The organism is Polaromonas sp. P1_A2 (assembly GCF_056406895.1).
The window spans coordinates 675,624-690,767 of sequence record NZ_JBFTZI010000001.1 but is presented as its reverse complement, the minus strand read 5'-3'; the positions used below and the strand labels follow the sequence as shown (position 1 = coordinate 690,767).

General features: G+C 65.4%; 10 protein-coding genes and 1 tRNA gene. 8 read left to right on the top strand and 3 right to left on the bottom strand.

Annotation, left to right across the window (positions count from 1 at the left end; all coding sequences use genetic code 11):
- The first annotated feature begins 8 nt into the window (after positions 1-8).
- From AC1D09_RS03180 to AC1D09_RS03165, 4 genes are all read left to right on the top strand, one after another.
- The gene (locus AC1D09_RS03180; protein ID WP_074576492.1) at positions 9-1,223 is read left to right on the top strand and encodes a vWA domain-containing protein; all 1,215 of its coding nucleotides are present in this window, start codon (positions 9-11) and stop codon (positions 1,221-1,223) included.
- A gap of 120 nt (positions 1,224-1,343) precedes the next feature.
- Positions 1,344-3,272, top strand: a complete 1,929-nt coding sequence (locus AC1D09_RS03175; protein WP_477662374.1) for an autotransporter assembly complex protein TamA — start codon at positions 1,344-1,346, stop codon at positions 3,270-3,272.
- Complete coding sequence (locus tag AC1D09_RS03170) at positions 3,272-7,165, top strand: translocation/assembly module TamB domain-containing protein (RefSeq protein ID WP_477700928.1); 3,894 nt, start codon at positions 3,272-3,274, stop codon at positions 7,163-7,165. The genes AC1D09_RS03175 and AC1D09_RS03170 overlap by 1 nt, the downstream gene beginning before the upstream one ends.
- 67 nt (positions 7,166-7,232) lie before the next feature.
- Positions 7,233-7,307: transfer RNA gene (locus AC1D09_RS03165), tRNA-Arg, on the top strand.
- A 472-nt stretch (positions 7,308-7,779) separates the two neighbouring features.
- On the opposite strand, the gene AC1D09_RS03160 is transcribed toward AC1D09_RS03165, so the two are convergent.
- The 3 genes from AC1D09_RS03160 to AC1D09_RS03150 all read right to left on the bottom strand — a co-directional run bounded on the left by AC1D09_RS03160 (position 7,780) and on the right by AC1D09_RS03150 (position 9,463).
- Positions 7,780-8,472, bottom strand: a complete 693-nt coding sequence (locus AC1D09_RS03160) for a hypothetical protein (RefSeq protein WP_477664419.1) — start codon at positions 8,470-8,472, stop codon at positions 7,780-7,782.
- Between the two features lie 83 nt (positions 8,473-8,555).
- Positions 8,556-8,873 carry a hypothetical protein gene (locus AC1D09_RS03155; protein WP_477664418.1) on the bottom strand — a complete coding sequence of 106 codons (318 nt, stop codon included), beginning with the start codon at positions 8,871-8,873 and terminating at the stop codon, positions 8,556-8,558.
- A gap of 80 nt (positions 8,874-8,953) precedes the next feature.
- A complete protein-coding gene (locus AC1D09_RS03150) occupies positions 8,954-9,463 on the bottom strand; it encodes an ankyrin repeat domain-containing protein (RefSeq protein WP_477664417.1) in 510 nt (169 codons plus the stop codon).
- Positions 9,464-9,930: 467 nt separating this feature from the next.
- Here AC1D09_RS03150 and AC1D09_RS03145 point away from each other — a divergent pair, with 467 nt between their 5' ends.
- Genes AC1D09_RS03145 through AC1D09_RS03130 form a run of 4 tightly spaced genes read left to right on the top strand, consistent with a single transcriptional unit; the run spans position 9,931 to position 15,139 of the window.
- On the top strand, positions 9,931-11,190 hold the full coding sequence (locus AC1D09_RS03145) for a sarcosine oxidase subunit beta family protein (RefSeq protein WP_477700927.1): 1,260 nt from the start codon (positions 9,931-9,933) through the stop codon (positions 11,188-11,190).
- A 1-nt stretch (position 11,191) separates the two neighbouring features.
- Positions 11,192-11,500 carry a sarcosine oxidase subunit delta gene (locus AC1D09_RS03140; protein ID WP_413325329.1) on the top strand — a complete coding sequence of 103 codons (309 nt, stop codon included), beginning with the start codon at positions 11,192-11,194 and terminating at the stop codon, positions 11,498-11,500.
- Entirely contained in the window at positions 11,497-14,493 is a 2,997-nt protein-coding gene (locus tag AC1D09_RS03135; protein WP_477664415.1) for a sarcosine oxidase subunit alpha family protein, read from the top strand. The genes AC1D09_RS03140 and AC1D09_RS03135 overlap by 4 nt, the downstream gene beginning before the upstream one ends.
- Positions 14,486-15,139, top strand: coding sequence for a sarcosine oxidase subunit gamma (locus AC1D09_RS03130; RefSeq protein WP_477664414.1), 654 nt, complete (start codon positions 14,486-14,488; stop codon positions 15,137-15,139). Before AC1D09_RS03135 ends, AC1D09_RS03130 begins: the two co-directional genes overlap by 8 nt.
- Positions 15,140-15,144 lie beyond the last annotated feature (5 nt).

Here is a 15,144-nt window from a genome sequence, read left to right as displayed (position 1 = left end):
AGTTCTCCATGCTCATCGATTTTTTCTACACCCTGCGCTCGGCCAAGCTGCCGGTCTCCGTCAAGGAATACCTGATGCTGCTGGAAGCGCTGGAGGCCGGCGTGGTCGGGCCCAACAGCGACAAGCTCGAGGGGCAACAAGGTGAAGGCGCCTGGAAGATAGACGACTTCTATTACCTGAGCCGCACCGTGCTCGTGAAGGACGAAAAAAACTACGACAAATTCGACCGCGCCTTCGCCGCCTACTTCAAGGGCGTCGAGATGCTGGCCGACTTCACGAAAGACATCCCGCTCGAATGGCTGCGCAAAAACCTGGAGCTTGAGCTGAGCCCCGAGGAAAAGGCCAAGATCGAAAAAATGGGCTGGGACGAGCTCATGGAAACGCTCAAAAAGCGTTTTGAAGAGCAGAAAGAGCGCCACGAAGGCGGCAGCAAATGGATAGGCACGGGCGGCACCTCGCCCTTCGGCGCCAACGGCTTCAACCCGCAAGGCATACGCATAGGCCAGGAAAAAAGCCGCAACAAGAGCGCGGTGAAAGTCTGGGACCAGCGCGCCTACAAGGACTACGACGACACCCAGGAGCTGGGCACGCGCAACATCAAGGTCGCGCTGCGCCGGCTGCGCAAGTTCGCGCGCCAGGGCAATGCCGAGGAGCTGGACCTGGACGACACCATACGCTCCACCGCGGCCAATGCCGGCTGGCTGGACATCAAGATGGTGCCCGAGCGCCACAACAACGTGAAAGTGCTGCTGCTGATGGACGTGGGCGGCACCATGGACGAGCACATACACCGCGTCGAGGAAATGTTCTCGGCCGTGAAGGCCGAGTTCAAGCACCTGGAGTTTTATTACTTCCACAACTGCGTCTACGACTTCATGTGGAAGAACAACCGCCGCCGCTTCAGCGAAAAATTCCCGACCTGGGACATCATCCGCAAGTACAACAAGGACTACAAACTCATCTTCGTCGGCGACGCGACCATGAGCCCTTATGAAATCCTGCAGCCCGGCGGCAGTGTGGAATACAACAACGAGGAAGCCGGCGCCGAATGGATGCAGCGCCTGACCAACGCCTTCCCCAAGTTCGCCTGGATCAACCCCGAACCGCAAGGCGTCTGGCAATACCGGCAAAGCATTGGCGTGATCCAGCAGCTGGTCAACCAGCGCATGTACCCGCTGACCATCAAAGGGCTTGAGGAAGCCATGCGCATGCTCTCCAAATAAGAGACCGCCTCCTACGCTTGGGCACGGGAGCGCTCAAGTAAACTGCCTCCGTGACCCACCCCAGTACCCGTACCCACAGTACCCACTGCGCACGGACGGCCACCCCGGCAGGACTGAGCAATGCCTAGCGCCGGTTTCATCCCTGCTTTCGCCCTCTTTGCGATCCTGCTGGCGCCCTCGGCCGGCGCGCAGACGGCTGCGCCCCTGGACAACAGCACAACGCCGCCTTCCGGCGTCACGCAGACCGCGCCCGCCCCGCCACCGCCGCCTGCAAAGGTCTCGCCCGGGTCCACGCCGGAGGGCGCGACAGGGCCCACCAGCGCCCAGCCCGAGGTCACGGCCTTCGACATCACGGTGCGCGCGCCCCAGCCCCTCAAGGACCTGCTCGACAAACACCTGGAGCTGCAGCGCTACCGCGCGGTGACCGACCTCGACGAGGCCGAACTCGCGCGCCTCATCGTGCTGGCCGAGCGCAATGTGCGCAACCTGGCCGGCACGCTGGGCTACTTCAGCCCCAGCATCCACATCACGCGCGAAGGCGCGGCCGGCCAGAAGCCGACCATTGTGGTCGCCGTGGAGCCCGGCCAAGCCACCACCGTGGGCGGGGTCGCCATCGATTTCGCGGGCGACATCGCCGACTCCCCCGACCCGGCCGCCAAAGCCCAGCGCGCCGGGATAGAGCGCGACTGGCGCCTGCCCGCGGGCCAGCGCTTCACCCAGGACGCCTGGGACGGCGCCAAGACGCAAGCCCTGCGCGAGCTGGTGGCGCGACGCTACCCGGCCGGCAAGCTGTCCGACAGCCTCGCCGACGTGGATGCACCCACCAACAGCGCGGCGCTCAGCCTCAAGCTCGACTCCGGCCCACTCTACCGCCTGGGCCCGCTGCAGGTCAGCGGCGTGGAGCGCTACGACCCGGTGCTGGTGCCGCGCCTGGCGCGCCTGACCCCGGGCACGCCTTATGACCAGAACCAGCTGAACGAAGCGCAGCTGCGCCTGGCCTCCAGCGGCTACTTCGATTCGGCCTATATCTTTGTCGACCCCGAAAGCGACCCGAACGCCGCGCCCGTGCAGGTGCAGGTGCGCGAAGCCAGGCTGCAAAAAGTCATCCTGGGCGTGGGTGTGACCACCGACAGCGGCCCGCGCGCCTCCGTCGAGCACACCCACCAGCGCGTGCCGGGCACCAACTGGCGCGCCGTCACCAAGCTGCAGCTTGAAAAGAAGGCACCCTTTGCGCAGACCGAATGGACCTCCATTCCCGACGAATCCAACTGGCGCTGGGTGGCACTGGCGCGCACCGAGCGCGTCGACGACGACGACCTGGTCACGCGCTCCAGCCGCCTGCGCTTTGGCCGCACCCAGGCCGGCGATCGCATAGACCGCAATATGTATGTGCAGTACGACAGGGCCAGCGTCAGCGGCAGCGGCCAGCTCAACAGCAGCGCCGCCGACATCGGCGACGGCTCGGCCGTGTCGGTCAACTATGTCTGGACCGGCCGCTATTTCGACAGCCTGCCCTTCCCGAACAAGGGCTACGGCCTGGGCTTTGAACTCGGCGGCGGCAGCACCATGGGCACGCAGCACCTGCCCTTCACACGCGCCGTGGGCCGCTGGCTGGGCATTGTGCCGCTGGAGCGCGGCCGCATCGCGATGCGCGCCGAAGGCGGCGCCGTGATCGCCAAGGACTCGGCCCGCATTCCCGGCACCCTGCTGTTTCGCACCGGCGGCGACACCACCGTGCGCGGCTACGGCTACCGCGACATCGGCATCAAGCTGGACAACGGCGTCACAGGGCCGGGCCGCTACATGGCCGTGGGCAGCGTCGAATACCAGCGCCCCCTGCTGCGGGACGGCCGGCCCAGCGAGTGGGAGAACACTTTTTTCATCGACGCGGGCGCCGTCGCCGACAACCCCAAGGACATGAAACCCTCCGTCGGCATAGGCACGGGCATGCGCTGGCGAAGCCCCATAGGCCCGCTGCAGATGGATGTGGCCTATGGCGTCAAAGCCAAGCAGCTGCGCCTGCACGTCAGCGTGGGATTTGTTTTCTGATGGACGCCTCCACCACGCCCACCAAATCCGTTCGCCCTCCGCGGCGCTGGCTGCGCGCCACGGCCTGGGCCGCGGGCAGCGTCGTCGCACTGGCCGTGGCCGCGACGGGCGGCGCCTGGTGGTGGGCCGGCACCGACGGCTCGCTGGCCACCGCACTCGGCTGGATCGCGCGCTCGCAGCCGCTGAGCGCCGAAGGTGTCACAGGCTCGCTGCGCGCCGGCGGCCGCATTGAGCAACTCGTCTGGCAACAAAACGGCCTGCGTGTGGACCTGCGCGAACTCACGCTGGCCTGGCAGCCCTGGTCGCTGCTGCAGGGCACACTCCAGGTCAACCGCCTGGCAGCCGCCAGCGTGCGGGTCGACGACCAGCGGCCGCCCTCCACCGAGCCCTCGGTGCCGCCCTCGGCACTCGGGCTGCCGCTGCCGGTGCTGCTCGAAGGCTTTTCTGTCGGGCAATTCCAATGGCATGGCGGCGCGGATTTTTCCGCGTCGGGCATACGCGGAAACTATGCCTTCAACGGCTTTTCGCACCAGCTTGAACTGCTGGGCGCGCAGGTCGCGCAAGGCCGTTACAGCGGCAAGGCCACGCTCGCCGCGCACGGCAAGCTGCAGCTTGATGCGAGCCTCAACGGCGCGCTTGACGCAGCCCTGCCCGGAGGCAAGGCCAGGGTGCCGCTGGCCTTCAAGGCCACAGCCAAGGGCCCGCTCACCGAGCTGCTGCTCAAGGCCGAGCTGCAAATGCAAAACGCCGCCGCGCAAAAAAACCAGCCGCGACCCCAGGCCAACGCCACGGCCAGTGTCATGACCTGGGCCGCGCAGCCGCTGCCGCAGGCCGATGCGACATTTCGCGACCTTGACGTCGCCGCCTTCTGGCCCGACGGCCCGCAAACCCAGCTCACAGGCAGTGCCGGCGTGCGGCCGGCGGACAGCGCTCCGGTGTCATCCGTTTCCGCATGGGGGCTGCAACTACAGCTCGCCAACAGCCAGCCCGGCCCCTGGGACCAGCACAAGCTGCCGCTGGAACGCCTCGAGGCCCAGGGTGAATGGCGCGGCGGCGCGGCCCTGGTGCGCACGCTCAAGGCCAGGCTGGGCGGCGGCGAGCTGCTGGCCAACGGCGAATGGGCCGATGCACCAGCGGGGGCGGCTACAGCCAAAACCCCCGCCTGGAAAATGCAGGCCAGCCTGCAACAGGTCAACCCCGCCCTCTTGCACAGCCAGCTCGCCCCGCTGCCGCTGGACGGCAAAGCCCAGGCCCACAGCCAAGGCACCGCCATTGCGTTTGAGGCCAACCTGCAGGCGGCGCGCAACGATGCGGCAAGCGCGAAGAACAACCCCCTGGGCGCGCTGCGCCTGCGCGACGCCAGCGCCAGCGGCAGCTGGAATGGCGAACAGGCCGGCGGCACCTTGCTGCTCTCGGCCCTGCGTGTACGCAGCGACGATGCCGAACTGAACGGAAACCTTGAGGCCCAACCCGCAGCCCAAGGCGGCAAAGGCAAGCTCACACTCAGCACGCCCGGGCTGGACGCCCAGGTGCAAGGCGAGCTGCGCCCCGCGAGCGGCAAAGGCGAATTGAGCCTGCGCGGCCGCGACATGGCACAAGCCCTGCGCTGGCTGCAAAAGCTGCCCGGCATGCCAGACGCGCTGAAATCCGCCGCGGCCACCGGCAGCGCCGAGCTGCAGGCGAGCTGGCAAGGCGGCTGGCAGGACCCGGACTTGCAGGCGCGGCTGGAACTGCCCTCCCTCGACTGGCGCATGGCCGCGGCGGATACCGAGGCCTTCAAGGTCCGCGCCTTGCAAGCCACACTCTCGGGCCGCCTGAGCCAGGCCCAGCTCAACACCCAGGGCCGCCTGGAAGCCGGCACGCGCCGCTACACATTACAGCTCGCGGCCCAGGGCGGGCGCGGCGGTGCGGCGCGCAGCACGCCGCTGGCCGAATCACCCTGGCAAGGCCTGCTGCAGCAACTGAGCCTCGGCGTGCAGGATCCCGCGCTCGGCACAGGAGCCTGGCAGCTCAGGACGCGCGGCGCCGTTCCGCTCAAATGGACACCGGCACGCGCCGGCGGCGCGTTTGAAAGCGGCGCCGGCGAGGCGCTACTGATCGCGCCGGCCTCCGGCAACACGACACCCTCGCAAGCCACACTGGCCTGGCAGCCGCTGCGCTGGCGGCCGGGCCGCGAACTCGTCACCGCCGGCAAGCTCAGCGGCCTGCCCCTGGCCTGGATAGAACTGTTCGCCGGCCCGCAAATGGCCGGCGCCGGCCTGGGCGGCACCCTGCTGCTGGACGGCGACTGGGACGCCACGCTGGGCGACAGCCTGCGCCTCAAGGCCAGCCTCGCGCGCAGCAGCGGCGACATCACCGTGCAGGCCGAAACCGCGCAAGGCACCTCGGCGCGCGTCGCGGCCGGCGTCAAGGAAGCGCGGCTCTCGCTGGCCAGCGAAGGCGAGGCCGTCAGCCTGGCGCTGCGCTGGGACAGCGAACGCGCGGGCACCGCCGACGGCCAACTGCGCACACGCCTGGCGCGCGCGCCCGCCGCGGCCGGCGGCGGCTGGCTCTGGCCCGCGGATGCGCCCCTGGCCGGCCAGTTGCGCGCCCAGCTGCCGCGCATAGGCGTGTGGTCGGTGCTCGCGCCGCCCGGCTGGCGGCTGCGCGGCTCGCTGGGCGCCGACGTCGCCATCAGCGGCACACGCGCCGCGCCGCAACTGGCCGGCGACCTGCAGGCCGACGACCTGGCCTTGCGCTCGGTGGTCGACGGCATTGAATTCGGCAACGGCCGGCTGCGCGCCAAACTCGACGGCACGCGCATGCGCATCAACGAGTTCACGCTGCAGGGCGCGGGCGACAAGGGCACGGGCGGTATTCTCACGGCGCAGGGCGAAGCCGGCTGGGTCGACGGCAAACCGCAGGTTCAGCTCAGCGCCAAAATTGAACGCCTGCGCGCCAGCATACGCACAGATCGGCAGATCACCGTCTCCGGCGAGATACAGGCCGGCCTCAAGGGCCAGCAGAGCGAGCTCACCGGCAAGCTGCTGGTCGACCAGGCCCGCATCATCCTGCCCGACGAAGGCACGCCGCAGCTCGGCGACGACGTGGTGGTGCGCAGCACACGCGGCGCGGCGGCCGGCCAGAAGGCCCCCGCGCAGACCAGCGCCGACACCACAGACCGCGACGCAAGGCCCGTGAAGCTGGCCGTGGAGCTGGACCTGGGCCGCGACTTCCGCATCCAGGGCAAGGGCATAGACACGCGGGTGCGCGGCACCCTGGCCCTGAGCGGCGACAACCTGCGCGAGCCCCGGCTCAACGGCACCATCAACACCGCAGGCGGCCAGTACCGCGCCTACGGCCAGCGCCTGGACGTGGAGCAAGGCATGCTGCGCTTTACCGGCGCCATCGACAACCCCACGCTCGACATCCTGGCGATACGCCCCAACCTCACCCAGCGCGTGGGTGTGCAGATCACCGGCACCGCCTTGCTGCCACGCGTGCGCCTGTATGCCCAGCCCGAACTGCCCGACGCCGAAAAACTCTCCTGGCTGGTGGTGGGCCGCTCCTCCGCATCCGGCGGCGCCGAAGCCGCCATGCTGCAGCAGGCCGCGCTGGCCCTGCTGGGCAGCAAAGGCGGAGGCGGCATGTCGGGCGGCCTGGCAGCCTCGCTGGGCCTTGATGAGCTGTCTTACCGCGGTGCATCCAGCAACACCGACGGCAGCACCACCGAAAGCGCCCTGACCCTGGGCAAGCGCTTTTCCCGCAATTTTTATGCGGCCTACGAACGCACCATCTCGGGCGCGCTGGGCACTCTGTACGTGTTCTACGACCTGTCGCAACGCTTCACCGTGCGCGCCCAGGCCGGTCAGCAAAGCGCGGTGGATTTGATCTTCACCGTGCCTTACGACTAAGGCCGGTTCCGGTGGCCCGGAACTGGCGCCCGCCACCGAATACAATCACGGCTTCTCCCCGAGAAGTGCCGCCATAGTTCAATGGATAGAACGAGTGCCTCCTAAGCGCTAGATACAGGTTCGATTCCTGTTGGTGGTACCAAACCCTCAGCTTGGTCTTCCTCCCCTTGCTCGGGTCAGACTTCAGCGGAAGTCAAAACCCGGACCACAACCCTCGCGGCGAAGCCGCTTCCTGTAGTTGTGGGTCCGTGTGGAGCAACCAGTTAAAGCGGTTCATGCGAAAAACCCTGTGATTGAGCCAACGGCGCATACCAGCGCAAGAATGGTCCATAGCAAAACCGCCTGACTTAGATCTCCTAGGCCGTGGCGAGAATTCCAATTCTTTCGCCTTTCCTGCTCCTGCGCAAGGGCACACCGTCGACACTTTGCTCCAGACCTTTTGCTGTGACTGAATAAGGCACTTCTACTGCCCGGACTGCTATTTTCCATGCATCGTAGGCAAGCCATGCGAAGACTAAGGCGGCCGATAGGAGGAGCCAATTCATATGAGCTTTTAACGTTCGACATAAGGGGCGGCCTGCGGTTTGCCGCAGGACGTCCCTTTGATGGAGGGGTTAGGCAACGATTTCTTTGTAGCGGCCGAAGAGGATTCGATCAAAGTGGCCCCCTGTGATTTTGCTTGACTCGCACACTCCTTCAATCAGCTCTGTTTCAAGTGCCTTGTATTTTGGCTTGTTTGCTGCAAGGTCACTCGGCAGCTGCGCACCGAGGTGCACCAGAACTCCAATCAACCGTGTGTCGAATGCAATGGCGCGCTTGACAATGCCAAGCCCGATAAGAAGATCGCGAGCGCCTTTGTTTTTTACATACGAGAGATCGTCTGCTACCGCAGCGATGCGCCAGGCCTCATGCGGAATGGTTGCGACTTTTTGGAAGTATATTTTTGGCCCCTCATACGAGGCGAGTACCGAGAAGTTGTAGCTGGCAGCTGTGCTCTTCTTGCACTTTGTGATGTCTTCGGCAGCATAACGAACGCCTGCCTCTCGAAGTAATCGGTGTATCTCATGTAGACGCTGCTTTGCCTCCATTGCCACGAGACTTGCATACCAGCCATCTCTATCAGGTAGCGCTGCCTTAACTGCATCACCAGACGCTGCGCTGCCGACCACGGCAATCTGACCGAGTACAGATGCCCAGAGTTCTCCGTCTCCCATGGCTTTCCAATTGTCTGGTATTGGAGCCGGCACAACGTCTTTGTACTTTTCGACGATGGCATTCAGTTTCTTGATGACGGCGGAGGTGAGCATGGGTTTTCGGAGCTGTCTAACGTGAGAATTCACCGGACTGCGCGGCTTTTCGCGCAGCTCCGGTGGAATGAAAGGTTACGCGATTAGCCCGATGCAAACTGCGTTCCTTTTGGCCATTCGCCATTAGCATGAAATTCCTTGAGCACTTTCCATGCAGCCTTTTCAAACCTGTTGCCCGAATCATCGCCGGCCATTGGGAAAAGAAGCTCCGCACCGAGAGTTGACTTGTTGACGCGAAAGAGACCCCGGCATTCGCCAGCGAGCATGTAGCGGCTTTCGTAGCGAGGGTCTTTGCACCACAGATCCGCAACAAAAAAATAGTCGACAAATTGTTCAGTCTCTTTGTCTTTGAATATACCGATGGACTGTGCATCGACTCGTATATCTTCAGCTAGCTTCATATCTTGCGGCATAACGTTGGAGGTAAGCGGACCCGATGCAGGCGACAGCCTGCAGTAGAGGGTCCGCCTTGACTGACCTGTTAGGCAGCATTTTCCAAGGACCGCAGATAGTCAGCAATGGCGGTTTGTCCTCTCTCGATCGCAAACCGAAGGGCGTCCATATTAGTCATACGCGAGCCGCTGTACTTGATGCCTTTGTCGATCCCGCGTTCAACAAGGAGTTTCACGATGTCAATGCGCCCGCCATAGATGGCGCTGAACAATGGATTGCGCTCCGGCTCCGACGTATCCAGTATCGCACCAGACTCAAGCAGCTTGACCACTATGTGAATGTGCCCCCCGCCTGCAGCTACGTTGATAGCAGAGCCTCCGAACGTTCCTCCTCTCGCATTTGAGTCGAGACCGATCGATAGTAAGTACTCCGTGACTCGCCACGAGCCGGCTGACGCTGAGACGTGAAGCCAGGTGCCAAATGGAGTTTGCATATGGAGCGCCGAAGGCCGCTCTTGAAAAAGTCGCACAACCTGATCCACCGCGTCGACTCGACACGCTGAGAACACCGCATTGTTAAACCGCTGATCTTCGTCCATGCAGCCTAACGTAATGTATACCGCAGGGTCTGCGACATAACATCGCCCATGCGGTACAACCTGGCCACTGAAAACCCGGCCAAGTGCTTGTGATTAAAAGACTTATTGTCCATTTCGAGTTTCGCTCAGGTCGATAAAAAAAGGACCAAACCCCGCAAACCGATTCTAGGCGGACAGCGTGGTTGCCGCCTCCTCACTATGAACGAGCATAGGCCGTCGAATTCCGTCGAATCCTGTTTTCGTGCGAATACATGAACTGCCTCCTGGTAATCCAGGTTTTTGTCCGCCCCCCAGCGCAATTCAGCCCTCCCGGCCCGGCAATCCGTCGGCCTGGCCCGGTACCCCCGAAGATAAGCAAACCGACATCATGTCGGATTTGAGCAAGTGTGCGTCTGCCGGGCGCAAGTTCGCGCGACAGGGAAATCCAACAATGAGCGCAGATTCATTGGACCTCCCCACAAGCGACTATGCGCGGCCAAAACTACTCTCTCTGGAGCCTGCTCAAGCATGGCTTCAAAAACCACCAGACCTGGGAACCCGCCTGGGAACGGGTGGCCCTGAAGCCGTCCTACGACGTGGTGATCGTCGGCGGCGGCGGGCATGGCCTGGCTACCGCCTACTACCTGGCCAAAAACCATCCCCAGGTCGGGCGCATCGCAGTGCTGGAAAAGGGCTACCTGGGCGGCGGCAACACCGCGCGCAACACCACCATCGTGCGCTCCAACTACCTGTGGGACGAGTCGGCTGCCATTTATGAGCATTCGCTCAAGCTCTGGGAAGGCCTGACCGAGGACCTGAACTTCAATGTGATGTTCAGCCAGCGCGGCGTGTTCAACCTGGGCCACACCCTGCAGGACATGCGCGACATCGAGCGCCGGGTCAACGCCAATGCGCTGCAAGGCATAGACGCCCATGTGCTGAACGCGCGGGAGGTGAAAGAAAAGATTCCCCAGCTCGATTGCAGCCGCAGCCGCCGCTACCCGGTGCTGGGCGCCAGCTGGCAGCCGCGCGCCGGCATCGCCCACCACGATGCCGTGGCGCGCGGTTTTGCCCGCGCCGCCAGCCGGCTGGGCGTGGACCTGATCGAGGGCTGCGAAGTCACCGGCATGGATATTTCCGGCGGCAAGATCCGCGGCCTGCAAACCAACCTGGGCATGGTGAAAACCGAGCGCGTGGGCTGCGTGGCCGCCGGCCATTCATCGGTGCTGGCCAAAATGGCCGGCCTGCGCATGCCACTCGAAAGCCACCCGCTGCAGGCCTTTGTGTCTGAATCGATGCAGCGCGTGATCGACACCGTGATCATGTCCAACGCGGTCCACGGCTACCTGAGCCAGTCCGATAAAGGCGAGCTGGTGATAGGCGCCGGCATCGACAGCTACCTGGGCTACGGCCAGCGCGGCAGCCCGCATGTGATCGAGCACACGGCCGCCGCCATCATCGAGCTGTTTCCCCAGTTCTCCCGCGTGCGCATGAACCGCCAATGGGGCGGCATTGTGGATGTGACGCCCGACGCCTGCCCGATCATCTCCAAGACCGCGGTAGAGGGCCTGTTCTTCAACTGCGGATGGGGCACCGGCGGCTTCAAGGCCACGCCGGGTTCGGGCCATGTCTTTGCCGACATGCTGGCCCAGGGCGAGCCCAATGCGCTCGCCAGATCCTTCTCCGTGGACCGCTTCCACACCGGCCACCTCATCGACGAACACGGCGCCGCAGGCGTCGCCCACTGATATGTTTTTATTGCACTGCCCCCACTGCGGCGAAACGCGGGACGAAGAAGAGTTCAGCAACGCCGGTGAAGCCTATATTCCCCGCCCGCTCCAGCCCGAGGCTGTGGACGACGCCACCTGGGGCGACTATGTGTTCATGCGCAGGAACACCAAGGGCTGGTTCTGGGAGCAATGGCAGCACACCGCGGCCTGCCGCAAGGTATTTGCCGTGAAACGCAACACCGCCACCTATGAAATCGCCGGCACCTGGACCCTGGCCGAAGGCAAGGCCTTGTTTCTGGCCGACATGGCCAAGGAGCAAACCCAATGAGCGGCACCCGGGTTCCCCAGGCCGGCACGCGCATCGACAGCACGCGCACGGTCAACTTCACGTTTGACGGCCGCGACTACAGCGGCCACCCCGGCGACACGCTGGCTTCCGCCCTGCTGGCCCATGGCGTGCGCCGCATGGCGCGCAGCTTCAAGTACGGCCGTCCCCGCGGCATCATAGGCGCGGGCGCGGAAGAGCCGAACGCGCTGGTGCAACTGGGCACGGGTGCGCTGACCACGCCCAACGTCAAGGCCACCCAGGCCGAGCTTTACGAGGGCCTGAGCGCCCGCTCCACCTCGGGCTGGCCCTCGCTGGACTTCGACCTGAAGTCGGTGCTGGGCCAGGGCTCGCGCTTCATGCCGGCCGGTTTTTACAGCAAGACCTTCAAGTGGCCGCAAAAGCTCTGGCCGCTGTATGAAACCGTGATCCGCAAGTTCGCCGGCTTCGGCGACGCACCGGCCGAACCCGATCCCGAGGACTACGACCACCTGCACCACCATGTGGACGTGCTGGTCGTCGGCGGCGGCGCCTGCGGCCTGCTGGCCGCGCTGCAAGCCGGCCGCGCCGGGCTCAAGACCCTGCTGCTGGACGAGCAGAACGAACTCGGCGGCTGGCTGCTGTCCGACCCCAACGCGCAGATCGACGGCCGCAGCAGCGAGGCCTACATCCGCTCGGTGCAGGCCGCCCTGGCCGAGATGCCGCATGTGACGGTCCTGGTGCGTACCACCGCCTTCGGCATGTATGAGCAGAACCTGGTGCAGGCCGTGGAGCTGCTGCAGGACCACATCGCGCCCGGGCAGCGCCAGGCCCACCTGCCGCGCCACCGCATGCACAAGATCCGCGCCCACCAGGTGGTCCTGGCCACAGGCGCCATCGAGCGCCCCCTGGTGTTCGGCAACAACGACCTGCCGGGCGTGATGACGGTTTCCGCCGGCCAGACCTTTTTGCACCGCTACGGCGTGCGTGTCGGCCAGCGCGTGGTGATCTGCGGCACCAGCGACCTGATCCACGACTGCGCCGAAAGCCTGGCCAAGGCCGGCGCCCAGGTCACCGTGGCCGACGTGCGCCACAGCGCGGTGGCGCGCAACAGCAGCTACACGGTGATGGCCGGCCACTGCATTGCCGAAGCCACCGGTGGCGGCGAAGTCAAGGGCGTCAGGCTCGTGCCCCTGCATCCCACGCGCGACGAAGCGACCGGCGCCGGCAGCTTCATGGCCTGCGACGTGGTGCTGAGCTCCGGCGGCCTGTCGCCCACGGTGCACCTGTTTTGCCACGACGGCAGCCGCCCGCAGTGGGACGAGTCCCTCGCGGCCTTTGTGGCGCCGCACACGGGGCGCAAAGGTGTTGCCTGCGCCGGTTCGGTCACCGGCGCTTTCGAGCTGGCCGACGCACTGGCGCAAACCACCCAGGCGATGCAGAAGGTGCTGGCCGCCTGCGGCAAGACCGAAACCTTGCCGGTTCCGTCCTGCCCCCAGCCCCGGCGCCTGCAGCCACGTCCCATGTTCCGCCTGCCCGACGGCAAGGCCGAAGGCGCGGGCGCCAAGGCTTTTGTCGACTACCAGAACGACGTCAGCGCCGCCGACATCGAACTGGCGGTGCGCGAAAACTACCACTCGATCGAGCATGTCAAGCGCTACACCGCGCTGGGCTTCGGCACCGACCAGGGCAAGCTGTCCAACGTCAACGGCTTTGTCATCACGGCCCGTGCGCTCAAGCGCCCTGTGAGCGAGGTCGGCACCACCACCTACCGCCCGGCCTACACGCCGGTCAGCCTGGGCGCCCTGGCCGGCACCATGTCCGGCGAGCTGTTCGACCCGAATCGCTACGGTGCCATCCATGCCTCGCATGTGGCGCGCGGCGCGGCGCTGGAGCCGGTCGGCCAATGGCAGCGGCCCTGGTACTTTGCCAAGCCCGGTGAAGACCTGCATGCCGCGGTCGCCCGCGAATGCCTGGCCGCCCGCAACGGCGTGGCGGTGATGGACGCCTCCACCCTGGGCAAGATCCAGATCGACGGCCCGGACGCGCGCGAATTCCTGAACCGCATCTACGCCAATGCCTGGACCCAGCTGGCCGTCGGCAAATGCCGCTACGGCTTGATGCTGGACGAAAACGGCATGGTGATGGACGACGGCGTGACCGCCTGCATCGAGCAAAACCAGTTCTACATGACCACCACCACCGGCGGCGCGGCCCGGGTGCTGAACTGGCTGGAGCGCTGGCACCAGACCGAATGGCCGGAACTCAAGGTCTGGATGACTTCGGTGACCGACCATTGGTCCACCATCGCCCTGGTCGGGCCCAAATCACGCGCGGTGCTGGCCAAGCTCTGCGCCGACATCGACCTCTCGCCCGACAGTTTCAAGTTCATGGACTGGCGCGCGGGCACGGTGCACGGCCTGCCTGTGCGCGTGTTCCGCATCAGCTTCTCGGGCGAGCTGTCTTATGAGCTCAACGTCGAGTCCGGCTACGGCCGCGCGCTGTGGGAGGCGGTGATGGCCGCCGGCGCCGAGTTCGACATCACGCCTTACGGCACCGAAACCATGCACGTGCTGCGCGCCGAAAAGGGTTTCATCATCGTCGGCCAGGATACCGACGGCTCCATGAGCCCGATGGACCTGGACATGGCCTGGGCCGTCGGCATGAAAAAGCCCTTCAGCTTCCTGGGCAAGCGCTCGCTGTCGCGCAGCGACACGGCCCGCGAAGGCCGCAAGCAGCTGGTGGGGCTGTTGCCCGAAGACCCGGCCAGCGTGCTGGTGGAAGGCGCGCAAATCATGGAAAGCCCCACCGCCGGCGCAAGCAACCAGATGCTGGGCCATGTGACTTCCAGCTACCACAGCGCCTTCCTGGGCCGCTCCATCGCCATGGCCGTGGTCGCCGGCGGCCTGCAGCGCAAGGAGCAGACCCTGTATGTGCACGCCCACGGCAAGGTCACGCCCGCCAAGGTCAGCGGCAGCGTGTTCGTGGACCTGAAAGGCGACCGCCAAAATGTTTAACCCCCCCAACGTCATGCTGGAATCCCCCCTGCACGCCTTCGGCCTGCCCGCCCGCGCGGCGGCGCCCGCCCAAGAAAACCGCGTGACCATGAGCGAGCTGCCCCACCTGGGCTATATCGTGCTGCGCGGCAAGGCCGACGACACCGCCTTCATGCAAGGCGTGGCCGGCGTGCTGGGCCAGGCCTTGCCGACCCGGCCGATGTCGGTCGTGGCCACCACTGCCGGCGCGGTGCTGTGGGTCTCGCCCGACGAATGGCTGCTGGCCTGCAAGCGCTCGGCCCGCGATGCCCTGCTGGCCGCGCTGGCCGCTGCGCTGCAGGGCGTGTTCGCCCAGGTGGTGGACAACAGCGGCGGCCTGACGGCGCTGCGCATCAGCGGCCCCGACCACCTGCTGCTGCTGCGCCAGCTCGGCCCCTATGACTACGAAAGCCTGGCCGTGGGCCGCTGCGCCAGCACCGTGGCCTCCAAGACCGGCTTCACCGTGGTGCGCACCGATACCGAGGGTGTGGTCCTGGTGTTCCGCCGCAGCTTCGCCGACTACACCTGGCGCCTGCTGGAGCGCACCGCCAAACCTTACCGCCTGTGCATCACCAGCCCGGCGCACTGCGCCGACCCGATATTCACCCCCTTGTTAGAAATCGTTTGAAAGAG